This window comes from Actinoalloteichus caeruleus DSM 43889, from assembly GCF_000429185.2.
Taxonomy (GTDB): domain Bacteria; phylum Actinomycetota; class Actinomycetes; order Mycobacteriales; family Pseudonocardiaceae; genus Actinoalloteichus_B; species Actinoalloteichus_B caeruleus.
This window is the reverse complement of the sequence record NZ_AUBJ02000001.1, coordinates 943,503-961,983: the sequence shown is the minus strand read 5'-3', so window position 1 is coordinate 961,983 and position 18,481 is coordinate 943,503. Positions and strand designations below refer to the sequence as shown.

13 protein-coding genes and 3 pseudogenes are annotated in these 18,481 nt (G+C 74.4%); 13 read left to right on the top strand and 3 right to left on the bottom strand.

The window, feature by feature from the left end; translation table 11 throughout:
* Positions 1-50 precede the first annotated feature (50 nt).
* The 10 genes and pseudogenes from G443_RS03805 (at position 51) to G443_RS03765 (ending at position 8,667) form a co-directional block, all read left to right on the top strand.
* Positions 51-1,904 (top strand): N-6 DNA methylase, encoded by a 1,854-nt coding sequence (locus G443_RS03805; protein WP_051313676.1) that lies wholly within the window; start codon positions 51-53, stop codon positions 1,902-1,904.
* Between the two features lie 266 nt (positions 1,905-2,170).
* Positions 2,171-2,422, top strand: a complete 252-nt coding sequence (locus tag G443_RS03800; RefSeq protein ID WP_253860313.1) for a hypothetical protein — start codon at positions 2,171-2,173, stop codon at positions 2,420-2,422.
* On the top strand, positions 2,371-3,549 hold the full coding sequence (gene guaD, locus G443_RS03795; RefSeq protein WP_253860289.1) for a guanine deaminase: 1,179 nt from the start codon (positions 2,371-2,373) through the stop codon (positions 3,547-3,549). The genes G443_RS03800 and guaD overlap by 52 nt, the downstream gene beginning before the upstream one ends.
* A 62-nt stretch (positions 3,550-3,611) precedes the next feature.
* A pseudogene (locus tag G443_RS03790) lies at positions 3,612-3,779 on the top strand (hypothetical protein); the annotation flags it as partial.
* A gap of 461 nt (positions 3,780-4,240) precedes the next feature.
* Positions 4,241-5,341 (top strand): PHP domain-containing protein, encoded by a 1,101-nt coding sequence (locus tag G443_RS03785; protein WP_253860115.1) that lies wholly within the window; start codon positions 4,241-4,243, stop codon positions 5,339-5,341.
* 151 nt (positions 5,342-5,492) lie between these two features.
* Positions 5,493-6,251, top strand: coding sequence for a phosphoribosyltransferase (locus G443_RS03780; protein ID WP_253860114.1), 759 nt, complete (start codon positions 5,493-5,495; stop codon positions 6,249-6,251).
* A complete protein-coding gene (locus tag G443_RS03775) occupies positions 6,185-6,814 on the top strand; it encodes a dienelactone hydrolase family protein (RefSeq protein WP_253860113.1) in 630 nt (209 codons plus the stop codon). The genes G443_RS03780 and G443_RS03775 overlap by 67 nt, the downstream gene beginning before the upstream one ends.
* A gap of 29 nt (positions 6,815-6,843) precedes the next feature.
* Positions 6,844-7,446: pseudogene (locus G443_RS25695) on the top strand (CapA family protein); the annotation flags it as partial.
* A gap of 131 nt (positions 7,447-7,577) precedes the next feature.
* Positions 7,578-8,000 carry a CapA family protein gene (locus G443_RS25690; protein ID WP_253860112.1) on the top strand — a complete coding sequence of 141 codons (423 nt, stop codon included), beginning with the start codon at positions 7,578-7,580 and terminating at the stop codon, positions 7,998-8,000.
* A gap of 40 nt (positions 8,001-8,040) precedes the next feature.
* Positions 8,041-8,667, top strand: coding sequence for a helix-turn-helix domain-containing protein (locus G443_RS03765; protein WP_035291632.1), 627 nt, complete (start codon positions 8,041-8,043; stop codon positions 8,665-8,667).
* Between the two features lie 29 nt (positions 8,668-8,696).
* Here G443_RS03765 and G443_RS03760 read toward each other — a convergent pair whose 3' ends face one another.
* The gene (locus tag G443_RS03760) at positions 8,697-9,605 is read right to left on the bottom strand and encodes a class I SAM-dependent methyltransferase (RefSeq protein WP_081715306.1); all 909 of its coding nucleotides are present in this window, start codon (positions 9,603-9,605) and stop codon (positions 8,697-8,699) included.
* Between the two features lie 1,011 nt (positions 9,606-10,616).
* On the opposite strand from G443_RS03760, the gene G443_RS03755 reads away from it, so the two are divergent.
* On the top strand, positions 10,617-11,090 hold the full coding sequence (locus G443_RS03755; protein WP_026418021.1) for an OsmC family protein: 474 nt from the start codon (positions 10,617-10,619) through the stop codon (positions 11,088-11,090).
* 73 nt (positions 11,091-11,163) lie between these two features.
* Here the strand turns inward: G443_RS03755 and G443_RS03750 are convergent, their stop codons facing one another.
* Positions 11,164-11,598, bottom strand: a complete 435-nt coding sequence (locus G443_RS03750) for a GNAT family N-acetyltransferase (RefSeq protein WP_308208827.1) — start codon at positions 11,596-11,598, stop codon at positions 11,164-11,166.
* A 1,544-nt stretch (positions 11,599-13,142) separates the two neighbouring features.
* On the opposite strand from G443_RS03750, the pseudogene G443_RS03745 reads away from it, so the two are divergent.
* Together G443_RS03745 and G443_RS03740 are read left to right on the top strand one after the other, a co-directional pair.
* Positions 13,143-14,779 (top strand): annotated as a pseudogene (locus tag G443_RS03745) (carboxylesterase/lipase family protein).
* A 225-nt stretch (positions 14,780-15,004) separates the two neighbouring features.
* Positions 15,005-16,459 carry a phytoene desaturase family protein gene (locus G443_RS03740; protein ID WP_026418022.1) on the top strand — a complete coding sequence of 485 codons (1,455 nt, stop codon included), beginning with the start codon at positions 15,005-15,007 and terminating at the stop codon, positions 16,457-16,459.
* A gap of 1,243 nt (positions 16,460-17,702) precedes the next feature.
* On the opposite strand, the gene G443_RS03735 is transcribed toward G443_RS03740, so the two are convergent.
* Complete coding sequence (locus G443_RS03735) at positions 17,703-18,161, bottom strand: lactococcin 972 family bacteriocin (RefSeq protein WP_245588727.1); 459 nt, start codon at positions 18,159-18,161, stop codon at positions 17,703-17,705.
* Between the last annotated feature and the right edge of the window lie 320 nt (positions 18,162-18,481).

The window sequence follows — 18,481 nt, the reverse complement described above, 5'->3', positions numbered from 1 at the left end:
AAGCGAGTAGGTTGTGGACGGTGAACGTAGTGTGAACTAGGGTGGGGGAAATGAGCCAGGACGCCACCGTGAACGCGGCGGAGATCGCTCGTCTCGTTGACGTCGGCCGGGCCGCGGTCAGCAACTGGCGGCGCCGACACGAGGACTTCCCCCAACCGATCGCCGGCACCACCTCCAGCCCCCTGTTCTCCCTGCGGGAGGTCGAGGACTGGCTCCGCCGCAACGGCAAACCCTACGAGGTGTCGCTGGCCGACCGGGTCTGGCAACGCCTCCGCCTGGGAGACGACCTGTCCCTCGGCGACCGGGTCGCCGCGACCGGCCGGTTCCTGCTCTCCCTGACCCCCCGGGCGGAGATCGACCGACCCGAACTCGACGACCCCGACACCGCCAGACTGCTCATCCGACTCGCCGAACAACGCGGACCCGCCGCCGCGTTCGAGTTCGTCTGCGCCCGCTACGCCGAAACCCACTCCCGCCGGCTCGCCCTCACCTCCCCCGACCTGGCGACCCTGATGGTCACCCTCACCGACGCCGGCAGGGGCACGGTACTCGACCCCGCCTGCGGACTGGGCACACTCCTGATGACCGCCCCCTCGGCCCGCCGCCTCGGCCAGGACATCGACCCGACCCGGGCCTCGATCACCGAGTCCCGACTGCGGCTGCACACCGTCGACGCCCGGATCGCCCCCGCCGACACCCTGCTCGACGACCACCTCGCCACCGAACTCGCCGACGCCGTCGTCTGCGACCCCCCCTTCAACGAACGGTCCTGGGGACACGCCCACCTCACCGCCGACCCCCGGTGGCAGTACGGGATCCCCCCCCGAAGCGAGTCCGAACTGGCCTGGGTCCAACACTGCCTGGCCCGGCTGCGACCCGCCGGGCACGCCGCCGTGCTCATGCCCCCCGCCGCCGCGGGCCGCCGGGCCGGCAGGAGGATCAGGGCGAACCTGCTGCGCGCCGGAGCCCTGCGCGCCGTCGTCACCCTCGCCGCGCCCGCCGTCGACCTCTGGCTGCTGCGCCGCCCCCACCCCGGGGACACCCCGCCCTCCCACCTGATGCTGATGGCCGCCGAAGGGGACGATCCCACCGACGTGCTCACCGCCTGGCGCCGCTTCGACACCGGCCGCCACGACGACCTCCCCCCGGGTGCCGCCGCCCTCCCCGTGGTCGACCTGCTCGACGAGACCGTCGACGTCGGACCCACCAGCCACCGCCTCGGCCGCCACCACCAGAACCTCGGCGCCCGCTTCCACTCCGCCCTCGACCAGCTGCGAGCACTGACCCTGGCCGCCCCCACCCTCACGCCCACCCCGACCCCCGACCACCCCCCACCCACCCCAACCACCCTGGGCGAACTCGCCAGGGCGGGCCTGGTCACCATCCGCACCGCCCCCACCCGGCTGACCACCGGAACAGGACGAGAACCCGTGCTGACCGCCACCGACCTCGCCGAGGGCGGCCCCCCCTCCGACCGCGCCGAATGGCAACCCGGCTGCGTCCGCGTCGACACTGGGGACGTGGTCGCCGGACTCGGCGCCGTCCGCGTCGTCGACACCCCCGCGATCCTCGCCCCCCCGCTCACCCGCTACCGCGTCGACCCCGACCAGATCGACCCGCACTTCCTCGCCGGGGTCCTGCTGGCCGCCACCGCCCGGCACCTGCCCGGGGCCAGCCGCGTCGACCCGCGCCGCGCCCAGGTCCCCCGCCTGCCCATCGAGGAGCAACGCGCCTACGGACGCGTGGTCCTGCGGCTGCTCCAACTCCAGGACCAGGCACGGCAGGCCGCGGAACTGGGGCGCACCCTGGTCCGGCTGGGCGTCGACGGCCTCCTCGAGGGCTCCCTGCGGCCCGGGGAGCCCGGGGAGGCAGACGGGGCGGGACCACCGGGCGAGGGCAGCTGAGACCTCCGACACCGCGCCCTCCCCGCCGTCGCGCCCGCCGGCGGGACGGCGCACCGGCCCGCGACCCCTCCCGGCCGCCCACGCACCCGTCCCACCCGCCCCCACGGTGCCCAGCCGGGCAGGATGGGAGGCACGCCGACACCGCCCCCGGCGGAGAACCCCGCACCCACGACCCACCCGGGAGGCCACCGTGATCCCACCGCGGGAACCCGCCCCCGCCCGCCCACACCGCGCCCCCGGCGCCGCCGGCCGACCCCACCCGCACCATGAACCCGCCGACCACCCGCCCCGACCACCACACCCCCACCGGACCCGAGGACACCGCCACCGTCTTCCTCGGTGAGATCCTGCACTTCCTCGACGACCCCGGCGACGAGGAGGCTCCCGGCAGCGCGGAACACCACCCCGAGGGCGCCCTGGTCGTCACCCCGACGGGCACGTCGACTGGGTCGGCCCGGCCACGGCGCTGCCCTCACGCCACCGCCACGCCCCCCACGTCGACCACCGGGGCGGCCTGATCCTGCCCGGCTTCGTCGACCCCCACGTCCACTCCAGCCAGATCGACGCCATCGCCGGCCCCGGCCAGGACTTCCAGGACTGGCTCACCACCACCGTGTACCCGAGGGAACGCGAGTTCGACGACCGCGACCACGCCCGGCGGGCAGCGGACTTCCTCCTCGACACCCTGCTGGCCGCCGGCACCACCACCGCCGGGGTCTTCCCGACCGCCCACCCCGCCTCCGTCGACGGCTTCCTCTCCGCCGCGCTCGACCGCGACCTCCGCATGATCAGCGGCAAGGTCCTCATGGACCGCGCACCCCACGCCCCCGACGGACTCCGCGACCCCGACCTCGCCACCGCCGAACACCAGACCCGGGACCTCCTCGAACGCTGGCACCGGCGAGGACGCCTGGGCTACGCGCTGTCCCCCCGCTTCGCCCCGACCTCGACCGAGGCGCTGCTCACGATGGTCGCCCGCCTCCACCGGGAGATTCCCGACCTGTGGATCCAAAGCCACGCCGCCGAGAACCAGGAGGAGGTGGCGCTGGTGAACCACCTGTTCGGCACCGATTCCCCTGTCGCGCTGTTCGACGCCCACGGACTGCTCGGCCCCCGCAGCATCCTCGGCCACTGCGTCCACATCGACCCGACCGACCGGCGGCGGCTCGCCCGCACCGGCACCGCCGTGGCGCACTGCCCCACCTCCAACCTCTTCCTGGGCAGCGGCCTGTTCGACCTGTCCTCGGCGCTGGCCGCCGGCATCCCGGTGGGCATCGGCACCGACGTCGGCGCCGGCACCAGCTACTCACCGCTGGTCACCCTCAACGCGGCCCACGCCGTCGCCGCCCTGCGCGGCCACCCGCTGTCCGCCCTCCGCGCCTTCTACCTGGCGACCCTCGGCGGCGCGCGGGCACTGCGCCTGGACGGGGCCATCGGAAACCTCCACCCCGGGCGGGAAGCCGACTTCGTCGTCCTGGACTGGGCGGCGACCCCGGTGCTGCGACGCCGAACCCGGCGGGCGACGACCCTGACCGAGCGGCTCCTCGCCCTCATGACCCTGGGCGACGACCGCGCCGTCACCGCCACCTACGTGCTGGGCCGCCCCCACCACCCGCGGACCACGGGCCCCGGCCACCCCCGGTGACCAGTCACGCCCGGGAAACCGCCGCGCCCGCGCCGCCCGGCCCGCCGACGTACCGTCGAAGCATGCCCCGCTCCAACGAGGCCGTGGCGGACATGCTCACCGAGTTCGCGGAACTCCTGGCGATCTCGGGGGCCGACCCGTTCAAGATCCGGGCCTACGAACGCGCCGCCCGATCGGTGCGGGGGCACACCGCCGACCTCACCGGCCTCGACCGACGCGGCCTGCGCGCCATCCCCGGCGTCGGCGACCAACTCGCCACCAAGATCAAGCAGTACCTCGACACGGGCACCGTCACCGAACTCGACACGCTCCGCGCCGAGGTACCCGCGGGCCTGCGGGCCCTCCTGGCCGTCCCGGGCTCGGCCCGCGCCGCGCCCACCAGGTCTTCCAGGAACGGGGCATCACCTCCACCGCCGCACTGCGCGACGCCCTCCGGCACGGACACCTGCGCGACCTGCGGGGGTGGGGGCCGCGCACCGAGGAGAACCTCACCGCCGCCCTCCGCGAGACCCAGCGAGCCGGGCACCGCATCCCCCTCGCCCTCGCCCTGGATCTCGCCGACCAGGCACTCGGCCAGCTCACCACCCTGCCCGGAGCGCAGCGGGCCGAGGTCGCCGGCTCCGTCCGCCGCCGACGCGACACCGTCGGCGACCTCGACCTGCTGGTCGCCACCACCGACCCCGACGCCGTCATGCGCGCGGTCACCACCCTGCCCGCCGTCGACCGCGTCCTGGGCAGCGGAGGCACCAAGACCTCCGTGCGCACCCGAGACGGCGTCCAGATCGACGTCCGCGCCGTCCCACCCCGAGCCTGGGGAGCCGCACTGCTGTACTTCACCGGATCCCAGGCCCACAACATCCGCATCCGCGAGATCGCCGTGCACGCCGGCCTGACCCTGTCCGAGTACGGCCTGCTCCGGGCCCGCACCCGACGCCCGGTCCGAGCCGACAGCGAGGAGGAGCTCTACGCACGGCTCGGCCTCGACTGGATACCGCCACCCCTGCGCGAGGACACCGGGGAGATCCAGGCCGCCCAACGGCACCAACTACCCCGCCTGCTGCGACGCCGCGACCTGCGCGGTGACCTCCACACCCACACCGACCTCACCGACGGCGTCGCCTCCCTGGAGGAGATGGTGCGCGCCGCCCGGGCCGCCGGCCACGAGTACTGCGCCATCACCGACCACGCCCCCCTGCTGCGCATGCAGCGCATGACCACGGAGAAGGCACTCGAGCAGCGCCGGCGGATCCGCCGGCTCGACCGCGACGCCGGCATCCACCTGCTCCACGGCACCGAACTGAACATCCAACCCGACGGCGGCCTGGACTGGGACGACGACATCCTGCGCGGTTTCGACATCCGCGTGGCCTCGGTGCACTCCCACTTCCGGCAGAGCAGGCACGACACCACCGCCCGACTGCTGGCCGCCGTCCGGCACCCACTGGTGAACGTGCTCGGCCACCCCACCACCCGGCTGATCGGACACCGCCCGGCACTCGACGCCGACTGGGACGCCGTCTTCGCCGAAGCGGCCCGCCACGACACCGCCCTGGAGATCAACTCCTTCCCCGACCGCATGGACCTCGACGGCGACCTCGCACGCCGGGCCCGGGACTTCGGCGTCCGCTTCTCCGTCGCCAGCGACGCCCACGCCGCGACCCACCTCGACCAGGTGCGGCTGGGCGTGGGCACCGCGCAACGCGGCTGGGTCGGCCCCGACGAGGTCATCAACACCTACCCCTGGCAGCGGCTGCGCCAGTTCCTCACCCCCCACCCGCGCCGCGCCCCCTGACGACCACCCGACCCCACCGGGCCGGGACCTTCCGCACTGCCCCCGACACCCCACCCCCGCCTACCGTGGACCACGACACCGGACAATCCGCCCCGCCCCCGTGCGGCCCTCACAGGCGGGCGGTTCCCCGACCACCCGTGAGGAGGCAGCGATGCCCTTCACCGACCGAACCGACGCCGGCCAGCGCCTGGCGCACCGCCTGACGCCCCTCGCCGACCAGGACGTGGTGGTCCTGGGACTGCCCCGGGGCGGGGTACCGGTGGCCCACCAGGTCGCCGCCCACCTCCACCGGCCCCTGGACGTCGTCGTCGTCCGCAAACTGGGAGTACCCGGTCAACCCGAACTGGGCATGGGCGCCGTCGGAGAGGACGGCGTCCGCGTGATCAACGACCACATCCGCCGGCGCGCGGGCGTGGACGCCACCCACCTCGCCGAGGTCGAACGCCGGGAACGCGCCCAGGTCGACAGCCGCGCCGCCCGGTTCCGCGGCGACCGCCCCCGCACCCCCCTCACCGGTCGCACCGCCATCCTCGTCGACGACGGCATCGCGACCGGTTCCACCGCCCGCGCCGCCGCCCAGGTCGTCCGAGCCCACGGCGCCCGACGGGTCATCCTCGCCGTCCCCGTCGCCCCACCCGAGGCCGTGGACGCCCTCCGGGACGAGGTCGACGACCTCATCTGCCTGGAAACCCCCTCGATGTTCCTGGCCGTCGGCCAGGCCTACGCGCACTTCGACCAGACCAGCGACGCCGAAGTCGTGGACCTGCTCTCCCGCGACCACACCGGGCCGTCCTCCGTGCCCGGCCCCCGCCGAGCAGCACCACCGCCGACCAGGACGTCACCGTGCCCGCCGGAACCGTCACCCTCCCCGGGCACCTCCACCTGCCCGCCCAACCCCTGGGCCTGGTGATCTTCGCCCACGGCAGCGGCAGCAGCCGCCGCAGCCCCCGAAACCAGCGGGTCGCCGACGCCCTCACCGCCGGGCACCTGGGCACCCTCCTGTTCGACCTGCTCACCGCCGAGGAAGAACGGGACCGGGCGCGGGTCTTCGACATCCCCCTACTCGCCAGCCGCCTCCGCGCCGCCACCACCTGGGCGCGGGAGCACCCCCGGGCCGCCGGCCTGCCCATCGGCTACTTCGGGGCCAGCACCGGTGCCGCCGCCGCGTTGTGGGCCGCGTCCGACCGGGACGCCGACATCGCCGCCGTCGTCTCCCGAGGCGGCCGCCCCGACCTCGCCGGCCCCCACCTCCCCGCCGTCCGGGCACCGACCCTGCTCATCGTCGGCGGAGCCGACGAGATCGTCCTCGAACTCAACCGGCAGGCCCACACCCGACTCGGAGGCCCCGCCGACCTGGCCGTGGTGCCCGCCGCCACCCACCTGTTCGAGGAACCCGGCGCGCTCGACCAGGTCGCCGACCTCGCCACCCGCTGGTTCACCACCCACCTGGCCGCCCTCACCCACCCCGCCTGAGACCCCACCCACCGCCGGCGGCCTCCCCGATGACCCCCGCCCACCACCCCCACCCCGGACACGACCGGGACAGCGCCGCGCGCCGCGCCCCACCGGTCACCCTGTTCCTGGCCGGCGACGTCATGACCGGACGCGGCGTCGACCAGCTGCTCCCCGGCGCCGGCGCCCCCGAGATCCGCGAGGACTGGCTCCGCGACGCCCGCGACTACCTGCGGCTGGCCGAGGCCGCGCACGGCCCCCTGCCCGCCCCCGCCCCCCACGACTGGCCCTGGGGCGACCTGCTCGCCCTGCTCACCGAACTCCGGCCCGCCGCCCGGCTGATCAACCTCGAAACCAGCGTCACCAGGGCCGACACGTTCGACCCCGCCAAGGCCCTGCACTACCGGATGTCCCCGGACAACCTCCCCGTGCTGACCGCGCTGGCCCCCGACGTGTGCACGCTGGCCAACAACCACGTCCTCGACCTCGGCCACCCCGGACTGCTCGACACCCTGCGCGCCCTCACCGACGCCGGCCTGCCCACCGTCGGGGCGGGCACCGACGCCGACCACGCAGCCCGCCCCCACCCGATCCCCCTGCCCGGCGGGAACTCGCTGGCCGTGCTGGGCTGCGCAACCCCGGACAGCGGCGTCCCCGCCACCTGGGCCGCCAACCCGGCACGCCCCGGCGTGCACCTGATCCCCGACCTCTCACCCACCGCCGCCCACACCCTCGCCGCCCGCCTCGCCCCGCCCGCCGCGCCGGCGCGACCACCGCCGTCTCGGTGCACTGGGGCGGCAACTGGGGGTACACCGTGCCCCCGTCGCAGGTGGACTTCGCCCACCACCTCATCGACGGGGGAGTGGACCTCGTCCACGGCCACTCCTCCCACCACCCGCGCGCCTGGGAGGTCTACCGAGGGCACCTCGTCCTCTACGGCTGCGGTGACCTCATCAACGACTACGAAGGCATCACCGGGCACGACCCCTACCGCCCCGACCTGCGCGCCGCCTACCTACCCGACCTCGACCCCGACAGCGGACGCCTGCTCCGCCTCCGCGTCGCCGTGCTCAGATCCGAACGACTGCGGCTGCGCCTCGCCTCCCACGCGGACCGCGACCACGTGCGACGCGCCCTCGACGACACCGGCCCCCCGGGCCGGGAACGGCTGGTCCACGACGGCGGGCTCCTCTCCGGCCCCGCCTGACAACGGCAACCCACGTTGCCGTCCCTGCCATAATCGGGTCATGAGCGGACCCGGGGACCCCGACAGCGACCCGACCTCACCCCCCGACGAACTGGAGACGGTCCTCGCCGAGGTGGGACCCCGGCTGCGGAGGGTGCGCCAACAACGCGGCGCGACGCTGTCCTCCCTGTCAGCCGCCACCGGCATCTCGGTGAGCACCCTGTCCCGCCTGGAGTCGGGACGGCGACGACCCAGCCTGGAACTCCTGCTCCCCATCGCCCGCGCCCACCAGGTACCCATCGACGAACTGGTGGGCAGCCCACCGGTCGGCGACCCCCGCATCCGGACCCGACCCCGCCAGATCCGGGGGATGACCGTCATCCCGCTGACCCGCCAACCCGGCGGACTCCAGGCCTACAAGTTCGTCATCCCCGAGACGCAGACCGAACCCGACCCCAAAACCCACGAGGGCTACGAATGGTGCTACGTCCTCAGCGGCCGGCTGCGCCTGGTGCTGGCCGAACACGACGTCGTCCTGCGCGCCGGTGAGGCCGCCGAGTTCGACACCCGACTGCCCCACTGGTTCGGCAGCACCGGCTCGGGGCCCGTCGAACTGCTGAGCCTGTTCGGCCGCCAAGGCGAGCGGGTCCACGTCCGTGCCCGCCCCCGCGCCGCCGACCCCGACTGACGCCGGCCACGCCACCGGACCCAGCCCCCTCAGGCCTCCCGCCACCCGACGTGCACGGTGGCCGCGGACAGCAGGAACAGGTCCGGCCGCCGCGCCACCCCCTCCGGATCCTCGGGATCCAACAACCGGTCCAACGCCCCCCGGTCCGGCGCGCCCAGCGCCCCGCCCGCCATCTCCCTCGCCCGGCCCAGCCGGTCCACCACGTACTCGCGGACCTCCGGGGGCGCCGGAGCGGGCACGTCCAACAGGAACGACCGACTCCGGGTACCCACCAGCCCGGCCCCGGCCAGCTCCGCCGGCCAGTCGGTCACCGGACCCGGACCGCCCGGCTCGTGATGGCCCGCCAGCGCCTCGGCCACGGCCTCCGACACCAGGGCGTCCAACCGCGAGGGGAACCCGGCCGACCCCGGCCCGGACCTCGCGGGCAGGAACCGCATCGGCAGCCCTCCCTCGACGACCGCGAGCAACCCCCCGGGCTGCAGACGCCCCGCCAGCGACCGCACCGCGCGCGGCTGGTCAGCCACGTGGTGCAGGACGCGACTCGCCCAGATCACGTCCGCCACCGGAAGACGGTCCAGGTCCGTGTTCAGATCGGCGTGGTGGACGTCGAGCCGCTCCGACAGCCCCGCCCGCCGCGCCCGCGCCTCGGCGTGGCGCAGGAGAGCCGGCGCACCGTCCACGGCGGTCACCCTGGCGGTGGGGAAGGTCAACGCCAGGGTCTCGGTGTGCACTCCCGGCCCTGACCCGACGTCGAGGACCCACTCCACCAGGTTGGGGCCCACGAGCTCGGCGATCCACCGGGTGGCGGCGGTGACCCACGGGACGGCCAGCTCCGCCTCACGTTCGAGCTCTCGGGAACGCTGCTCCCAGTCCTGCGGGCCCGGCGTCGAGGTGCCGTCGCACTCGGGCGTGGGCCGGGACGGGTGGTGGTGGCTCATGAGGCACATCCTGCCGGTCCCACACCCGCCACGACGCCCGACGTGACTTTCGTCCGTTCCTCCGCCCCACCGTGCGACACCGAGCCCCCGCCCACCCCCCGAGAGGGAGGGGCCCACCTCACGGGGCGCGTGGGGCGGGAACCAGCCGGGGCCCCCGGACCCCGACGGGAACGGGCCCCCCGCCCGGGCGGGGGAGCGGCCGCCCCATCCGCACCCCTGACTCCGGCCACCACCCGGACAGCCGAGGACCACCGGGCCCACGGGACCACCCCGCACCCCTGGCGGGCGGAGCACGAACCGGGGGGTGCGGAGGACCGGCAGGCCAGCCCACCCGCCCTCCTCGCCGAAAACCCCGGAAGGTTCCCGACGACGGCCAACAGCGGCCCCAACAGCCTCGAGAAGAACGAGCACCCAGGTCCTCCACGCCACCCGACGCACCGACGGGTCCCCTGCTACCGGGTCCCGGTCACCCCGGCGCCCGACCGGATGCACAAATCACCGCGCGACACCGACCACGCCACCGGCACCGGCACCCGAAGACCACCCAGCGCCGCCACCTCACGGGAAGCCCCAACGCCCACCGCCAGGCCGGCCTCCCGGCCCCGGGCAGCGGCCAGGACCGAAACAACCGGAAGACCTCGGCGCCCTCGTCCGCCCACACCACGCGCGGCGCGCCACGCAACACCAGGTGCGGAGCAGGGACGCCCACCCGCCGCACGGCCAGCTCCGAGGACGAGGCGACCTGGGCGCGCACCCCGCACCACCGGTGCGCGACCTCAGCAGCACCCACCTCGGCGGAAGGATCCACGAACCGCCGCCGCGACCGCCAGGCACGGACCTGACCCCCAGCGGAACCACGACACCCTCCCGGCGCCACGCCCGCCGAGTCCAGCGCACCCCCAGCGACACCCACGCCGGACACTCCACCAAAACCTGGACGTTCCCGTCGCCGACGAGCGGTACCGTCGCCCACCGTCTCCTGACACACGGGAGCGAGGAGGAACACGAACGATGAGCAAGGAACATCACTACGCGGTCACGGTGCGCTGGACCCCCCAGCCAGGACAGGACACCTCGTCCTACCGCACCTACACCCGTGACCACGACCTGGTGGTGGAGGGCAAGCCCGTCCTCCAGGGAAGCGCGGATCCCTCCTTCCGCGGTGACCAGTCCCGGTGGAACCCCGAGGAGTTCCTCGTCGGCGCGCTGTCCGAATGCCACCTCCTGACCTACCTGGCGCTGTGCGCGACCCAGGGGGTGGTGGTCACCTCCTACGAGGACGCCGCCACCGGCCTGATGCGCATGGAACGGGTCTCCAGCGGCAGGTTCGTCGAGGTCGTCCTCAACCCCGTGGTCACCGTCACCGACGCCAGCATGGTCGAGCGGGCGGAGGAACTGCACGCCGCGGCGCACCGCGACTGCTTCATCGCGAACTCGGTCAACTTCCCCGTGCGTCACCAGCCGACCATCCGCGTCGCCAGCTGAGCACCGGCCACACCACACGGACCGCACCAGCGGAACGGAGGGGCCGGGTCCACCGCGACCCGGCCCCGCACCGTCAGCCCCCTGGCCGCGACACCTCACCCACGCCAGGCCCAGCGCCCCAGCCGGCCACCCCCAGCGGCCGTTGCCACAGCGCCGTGTCCCACCACCTGCCGTGCTTGAAACCCACTCCCACCAGCCGCCCCACCTCGGTGAACCCATGCCGCCGGTGCAACTCCGTGGAGGACGCGTCACCGGAGTCCGCGATCACCGCGATCATCCGCCGCGCACCCGCACGGGCGCACTCGCCGAGCAACCGGCTCAACAACGCGCCCCCGATACCCAGACCCGTACGGTCCGGACGCACGTAGATCGAATCCTCCACCGTGTGCCGATAGGCCGGCTTGTCACGCCAACTCCCGGCATAGGCGTACCCGCGACACCCCCCTCGACCTCGGCGACGAGGAACGGCAGCCCCCGGCCGGTGACATCGGCCAGGCGCTGCCCCCACCACTCCACCGTGGGCGGCACCTCCTCGAAGGTGCTCACCGTGCCTGTCACGTAATGGGCGAAGATCGCCGCCACCTCGGCCAGGTCACCAACACGCGCGGGACGGATCAGCACGGCACCAACCCGCCCCGGACTTTCCTCTACCGCGGACACGAAAACACTGTAGTGCTGGAACCGCGTGTCCTCGCCCACCGCGTACAACGCCTCCGCCGGGACGAGGCATGACCCCGCACGACCTGGCCACCGCCGCCTTCGGTGAGCGCCAGCATGCTCCCCGCCGTCGAACGCGGCGAGAAGGCACCCACCGTGGTCGTCCTGACCCGGACCGCCGGGCGGACTCTCGTCGCCCCACCACCCCCTGATCACCGCGGCCGAACAGGACCCGGTGGTACCCGCACCCCGCCAGCGACCACGCCCACCTCCACGAGGCCGGGGGATGGCACCGGGAATCCTCACCCCCGAACCCCCGGAACCCACTTCGACCGGATCCACGGCACCCCTGCCCCCGGAGGCGACACGGGAGAACTCCCCGCCTCCCACGGCTTCGAGCTCATCGAGTCAGGAACCCGCACACTCACCACCGACGGACGAGCCCTGACACCGGAGACCGGCAACTCCGCCTACTTCCCCCTACTTCCCCTCGGGCGACGCGCACGGCTACGCCAACCAGGGGAGCAGTCGACCGCGTGCACCTGGCGGCCTGGACCGCACACGCGACCACACCACCCCAGGACCGCACCGCGAAGCCACCTGGACCGCACCGCCCCACGACGCGCCCGCACGGCCACCGCGCTCCTCCCACCACCTCCGACCGGGCGACACGACCCCGGCGACCACACCCGCACCACCGGCCCGCCACACGACTCCCCCCGCCCACACCACGCCAACCCACTAGAAGGTTGGTGCCACGTTTCGCCCGGTGGCACCCCGCCACACGCCACCAACCCTCCAACCACGACCGCTCGGACCGCCCACGCCCCGCCACCACGCCAACCGCCGGACACCCCAAGCCCGAGCGCCACTCCCATCCACCGCCCGGCCCACCACCCCACCACCAACCGGACCTGGCGTCGATCACAGACCGTTGATAACCTGTCACGGGCGGTCCCTGGACCCGGCCGCCCGTCGTCGCCGAAACCGGCAACCACCACGGAACGCGGCGCGCACCCGGTGACGCCCACCACGGCCACCACCGCGCACCCACCCGGAAGCCCGGCACACGTCGCACGCCGACCATCCCGCACAGCCCCGCGCACCGGCCGGCCCCGACCACCACGCGACCCGACGCGCACCACACGTCCACCCCGAACCACCCGTCGCCACACGCCCAGCAGCGCCCCCTGACCACCCGGGGAGCAGCCGCAGGACACGCGGCGACACCCGTCCCACCCACCGGCCGGCCCGCCCGAGGACCGGCCCACCCGACCGCGACCACCCACCCGCACAGCGGACACCGCACCCGACGAGGCCACCCGCGCCCCGCCGGGCGGACACCGCCACCCTCACACGACGTCGCGGTCGGGACGACCACAACGGAGTGACCCCATGCGGCCCCCGCACCACCCCCACACCACACGACACCGCCCCCTGACCACCACCCTCGCCCTCGCCGTCGCCCTCGCACTCCTCATCCCAGCCGCCCTCGCGGGCCACCCACCACCCACCCCGGACCCAACCCTGGTCAGAGTGGACACCGGGCTCCTCAAGGGACACCACGACACCGACCACCGCGACTTCCTCGGAATCCCCTACGCCGCCCCACCCGTCGGCGACCTCCGCTGGCAGCCACCCCACCCACCACCACCCTGGACCGGCACCCGGGACGCCACCACCCCGGCCCCCGCTGCGCCCAAGGCCCCGGCCTCGGCGGCACCCCCGCCAGCACCGCCGAGGACTGCCTCCACCTCAACGTCACCACCCCACCACCCACCGCACACCACCACCCGGCACCGGTCCTGGTGTGGATCCACGGCGGCGGCTTCACCACCGGCGCGGGCAGCGACCACGACCCCCGCGCACTCGCGGCCAACGGCCTCGTCGTGGTCACCCTCAACTACCGCCTCGGCGCCCTCGGATTCTTCGGCCACCCCGAACTCCCCGGCAGCGGCACCTTCGGCCTCGCCGACCAACAGGCCGCCCTGGCCTGGGTCCGCCGCAACATCGCCGCCTTCGGCGGCGACCCCACCACCATCACCCTCGCCGGGGAGTCCGCCGGCGGCATGAGCGTCTGCACCCACCTCACCTCACCCACCGCGCGCTCCCTCTTCCACCGGGCCATCCTCCAGAGCGGCTCCTGCTCCGCCATCTTCCCCCGCAACGCACTCGGCCCCGGAGATCCCGGACACCTGCCCTGGCGCTCCCTCACCCGCACCGAGGAAGCCGGCCAGCGCACCACCGCCGCCCTGGGATGCCAGCACGACGACGACCCCCTCCGCTGCCTCCGCTCCCTGGACGTCACCGCACTCACACCCCACCACGACGACTTCACCCAACCCGCGTACGGGACCCCGCTCATCCCCCTCCCACCCCCCACCGCCCTCGACCAGGCCGCCGTCCACCGGGTCCCCGTCCTCATCGGCACCACCCGGGACGAGATGACCGGAGTCGCCTCGGCACTGCACGGCCGCTTCGACAACGACGACTACCTCCACCTGCTCCACGACACCTTCGGCCCCCACGCCGACACCGTCGCCGCCCACTACCCCGCACCAGCACACCCCAGCCCCGCCTCCGCCTGGGCCGCCCTCAACACCGCCCGCGCCGTCGCCTGCCCCGTCCTCACCGAAGCGCGCGCCTGGGCCAACCACGTCCCCACCCACACCTACGAGTTCGCCGACCCGGGCGCCCCCAACCCCGGCCACCCCCGCCGCCCCGACGTCCCCCTGGGCGCCAGCCACGCCTCCGAACTCGGCTACCTGTTCGACTGGGGCGGGGTCACCGAACAGCTCACCCCCGCACAACGGCGACTGGCCCACGACATGGTCACCTACTGGACCCAGTTCGCCCGACACGGCGACCCCAACAGCCCCGGCGCACCCACCTGGCCGGCCCTCCACCCCTCGTCCCCCCACCCCGCCACCCTGGCCCTGGCACCCGGCCCCACCGGGATCCGCCTGACCGACCCCCACACCACCCACCACTGCCACCTGTGGCGGGAGGACACCCCCACAACCCTCGACTGACCCCGCCCGGCACCGTCACGCCCGTGCCGCCACCCCCACCCACCATCCCCGGCCGGAACCGGGGACACCCGCCCGGCACCCACCAGCGGGGGAGGGGAGGGCACCCCCACCCCCTCCCCACCCCCGCGTGGCCCTCCCCGCACCCGCCCCCTCCCCGTGGAAGAGTCCCCAGCACAACCCCCGCCCCCACACCACCACCGAGGACACCCATCCCACGGAGGCACGATGCCCACCCCCGACGTCTCCGTCGTCGGATCCGGCCCCAACGGCCTGGCCGCCGCCGTCACCCTCGCCCGCGCCGGCCTCGACGTCGAGGTCCACGAAGCCGCCGACACCCCCGGCGGGGGACTGCGCACCACCACCCTCTTCGACAGCGACACCATCCACGACCTGTGCTCCGCCGTGCACCCCATGGCCGCCGCCTCCCGCTTCTTCCGCGAATTCGACCTCAGCACACGCGGCGTCCACCTCCGCACCCCCGACACCAGCTACGCGCACCCCCTCGACAACGCCCCCACCGCCGTGGCCTACCGGGACCTCGACCGCACCTGCGACCGCCTCGGCCCCGACGGAGCCCACTGGCGATCCCTGATGACCCCACTCGTCCGACACAGCGGCGACCTCTGCGACCTGCTCCTCGCCGACCAACGACACCTGCCCGCCGCACCACGCGCCGCCCTGCCGCTACCCACCCGCGTCCTCACCCACGGCACCCGACTGGGTCGCCACGCCTTCCGCGACCCAGCGGCGCCCGCCCTCCTGGCCGGCGTCGCCGCCCACACCGTCGGCCGGCTCCCCAGCCTCACCGGCGCCGCGGTCGCCCTCCTCCTCGGCCACCTCGCGCACACCACCGGCTGGCCCCTGGTCGAGGGCGGCTCCGCCCGCATCACCGACGCGCTCCTGGACGACCTCCGAGCCCACGGCGGCACCCTCCACACCGGAAGCCGCGTGACCGACCTCCGGCAGCTCGCCGCGTCGCGCGCCGTCCTGCTCGACCTCGCCCCAGCCGGCGTCCTCGACATCGCCGGCCCCTCCCTGCCCGCCGGCTACCGCAGGAGCCTCGAGCGCTTCCGGTACGGTGCCGCCGCCGCCAAGGTCGACTTCCTCGTCTCCGACCCGGTTCCCTGGTCCGACCCCGACACCCGAGGAGCGGGCACCGTCCACCTCGGCGGCGACCAGCACGAGGTGTGGGACATCGAAACCATGACCGCGCGCGGACGCCACGTCGCCCGCCCCTTCACCCTCCTGTCCGAACCCTTGACGATCGACCCGACACGCGGCCGCCCCGACCGACGTCCGGTCTGGTCCTACTGCCACGTCCCGCACGGTGACACCCGCGACCCCGTCGACCGGGTCCGTCGGCAGATCGAACGCTTCGCCCCCGGCTTCTCCGACACCATCATCGCCGCCCGTGGTGTTCCCGCCGCCGCGCTGGCCGCGTACAACCCCAACTACGTGGGCGGGGACATCGGTGCGGGAGCCATGACGCCGTGGCAGGCCATCTTCCGGCCCGCCCCCCGCTGGGACCCCTACCGCACCCCGTTGTCCGGCGTCTACCTGTGTTCCTCCGCCACTCCGCCCGGCCCGGGTGTGCACGGCATGTGCGGCTACCACGCGGCGTCACGGGTGCTCCGCCACGAGTTCGGGATCGACCAGCCTCCGGCGCTCGGCCCGAACTGATCACCCGCGACGCCGGTCGCGCCGGTCCAGGCCTCCCCGGGGCGGGAGGCGACGGGCCGCCGCGCGGGGTCGCCCGCGCGAGTGGCCGGGAGTCCTCGGGCGGCCGGCGGGCCTCCCCACGGTTCGCGGCGCGGACCGACAGAGCGGGTGGGGGAGGGGCCGCCTCCGCTCACCGGTGCCGTCACCCCAGCACGTCCGGCCTCCGGTGGCCCCGGCGACCGCCCACGAGGGCGACGGCGGCGGGTGGTGACCCGGCCAGCCCGACGGGGAGGGGACCGGCGGGATCGGTTACCACCACGGGCGGGGTGGACCCGCCGGTCATGGTCCACCTCGCAGGGGAGAGGAGCCGGACCACGGGGGCCGCGACGAAACGCGGGCCGGTCCCGGGATCGCGCGCCGCATGCCTGTCCGATGCGGACGGCGGACTTCGCGGCAACGCGGACGAGCACCGCCGTCCCGGCACTTTTCATGGATAATCGCAATTATCCATGAAAAGTGGGGCTGGTTCCGAAGCCCGCGGTGCGGTGGGGGTGACCCCGCGCCGTCCGGCCTCGAAGGCCCACCTCGGGGGACCGCCTCGGTGCGCCCGCCGGGCCTCTGGCGGGCTTCAGGCGACAGCACGTGGCTCGCCAGCCTCGCGCCGCCCGGTCCGGCGCGGACGTGGCTGGCGAGCGGGCGACCGTCGCACCCGGACCGTGGTCACCCGCGCACCAGCCGACGGTGTCGCCCTCGGCCGCGAACGGACGGGCCATGTCCTCGGCAGCCGAGGGCGACGGCGCCTGGCACGGCCTGTCGTGCCGCCCACCCGGCCACCGCCTCGCCGGCGGGACGAATACGACGGCGGGACGAATACGACGGCGTCGCCGCTCGTGGGGGCCGCGTCGGCGAGTGCCACGGCCGGCAGGGTCCAGGCGGAACCCGCGCACGGGAGACGCGGGATATCGGGGCGATCGGAGTCCCTAGCACGGTCCCACCAGCGGTTCCACCAGCGGTTCCACAAAACGCCGATAATGTACATTATGTCAAGTACTGCTGGTCCGGAGCGGTGAGTGATCCACTGGCCACTCCCCGCCCGCCCGCCGACGGTCGTCCGGCCCCTCGGCGACGACTGGACGAAAGCCCCGGTCGTCGGAATCGCTCGGCCCGCGCACCACCCCGTGACCAGGTGCGCGCGGGTCGTCACCGGCAATGGACCCCGTCTCGTCCGGCGCCGGCGGCCAGGGTGCGGCCGCCGGCGGCCGCATCACTTCCGCCAGTACGCGTGGCAGGTCGCATTGGTGTACTCGGTGAGCCGCGCACTCGACACCGCTCCCGGCCCGACCCAGTCCGAGTCCTCCTTGCCGTTCATCGATACCGAAGATCCGTGGGCGGCGGTCTGATGCTGGTACTGCGAGTAACAGACCTTCCGCCCGGCGAGGTTCCGCGTGGAACCGTAGCTCCAGATGCCACCGCCGACTTCCTCCACCGCCCGCGCTCCGACGCCGTCGCTGGTGCCGTCGACGACGATCTCGCCCACGCCGGTGTACTCCACCCAGCCGCCGTCAGCCGTCTGCCCTTGCGCGATGATCTGGATGCCGGGCTCCTCGGCGATCAGGGTCGGGCTCTCGGCGGCGGCGGCGCCCGTCGTGAGGACCGTGCCGGCGACGGCGGCGGCGATACCGGTGGCGGCGGCCATCACGCGCGGGAATCGTCTCATCGTCATCATCTTCTCCTCGTGTTTCGACCAGGGATCTTGGGGCCGTTCCAGGCTAGGCAGGCCTGTTCCTCGGGAGGGCCAGCTGAATGGACGTTGTCGACGCGTCCGGCTGGCCCAGGCAGCTGAACGGAAGGTAGGACCCCGCCTCCTGATCGGGTCGAGCACCGGCCGGCGGGTGGCGGGCGGGTGGCGGCGTTCCGGCGTCCCGACCCGCACACCGCCACCGTGGCGGAACCGCGAGGTGGCCGCGTGGCAGGCCGGAACCGCCGGTTCGTCCACGAGCCAGTGGACCGTCTCCCGTGCCGCTGTCCCCCATCGAACCGCTC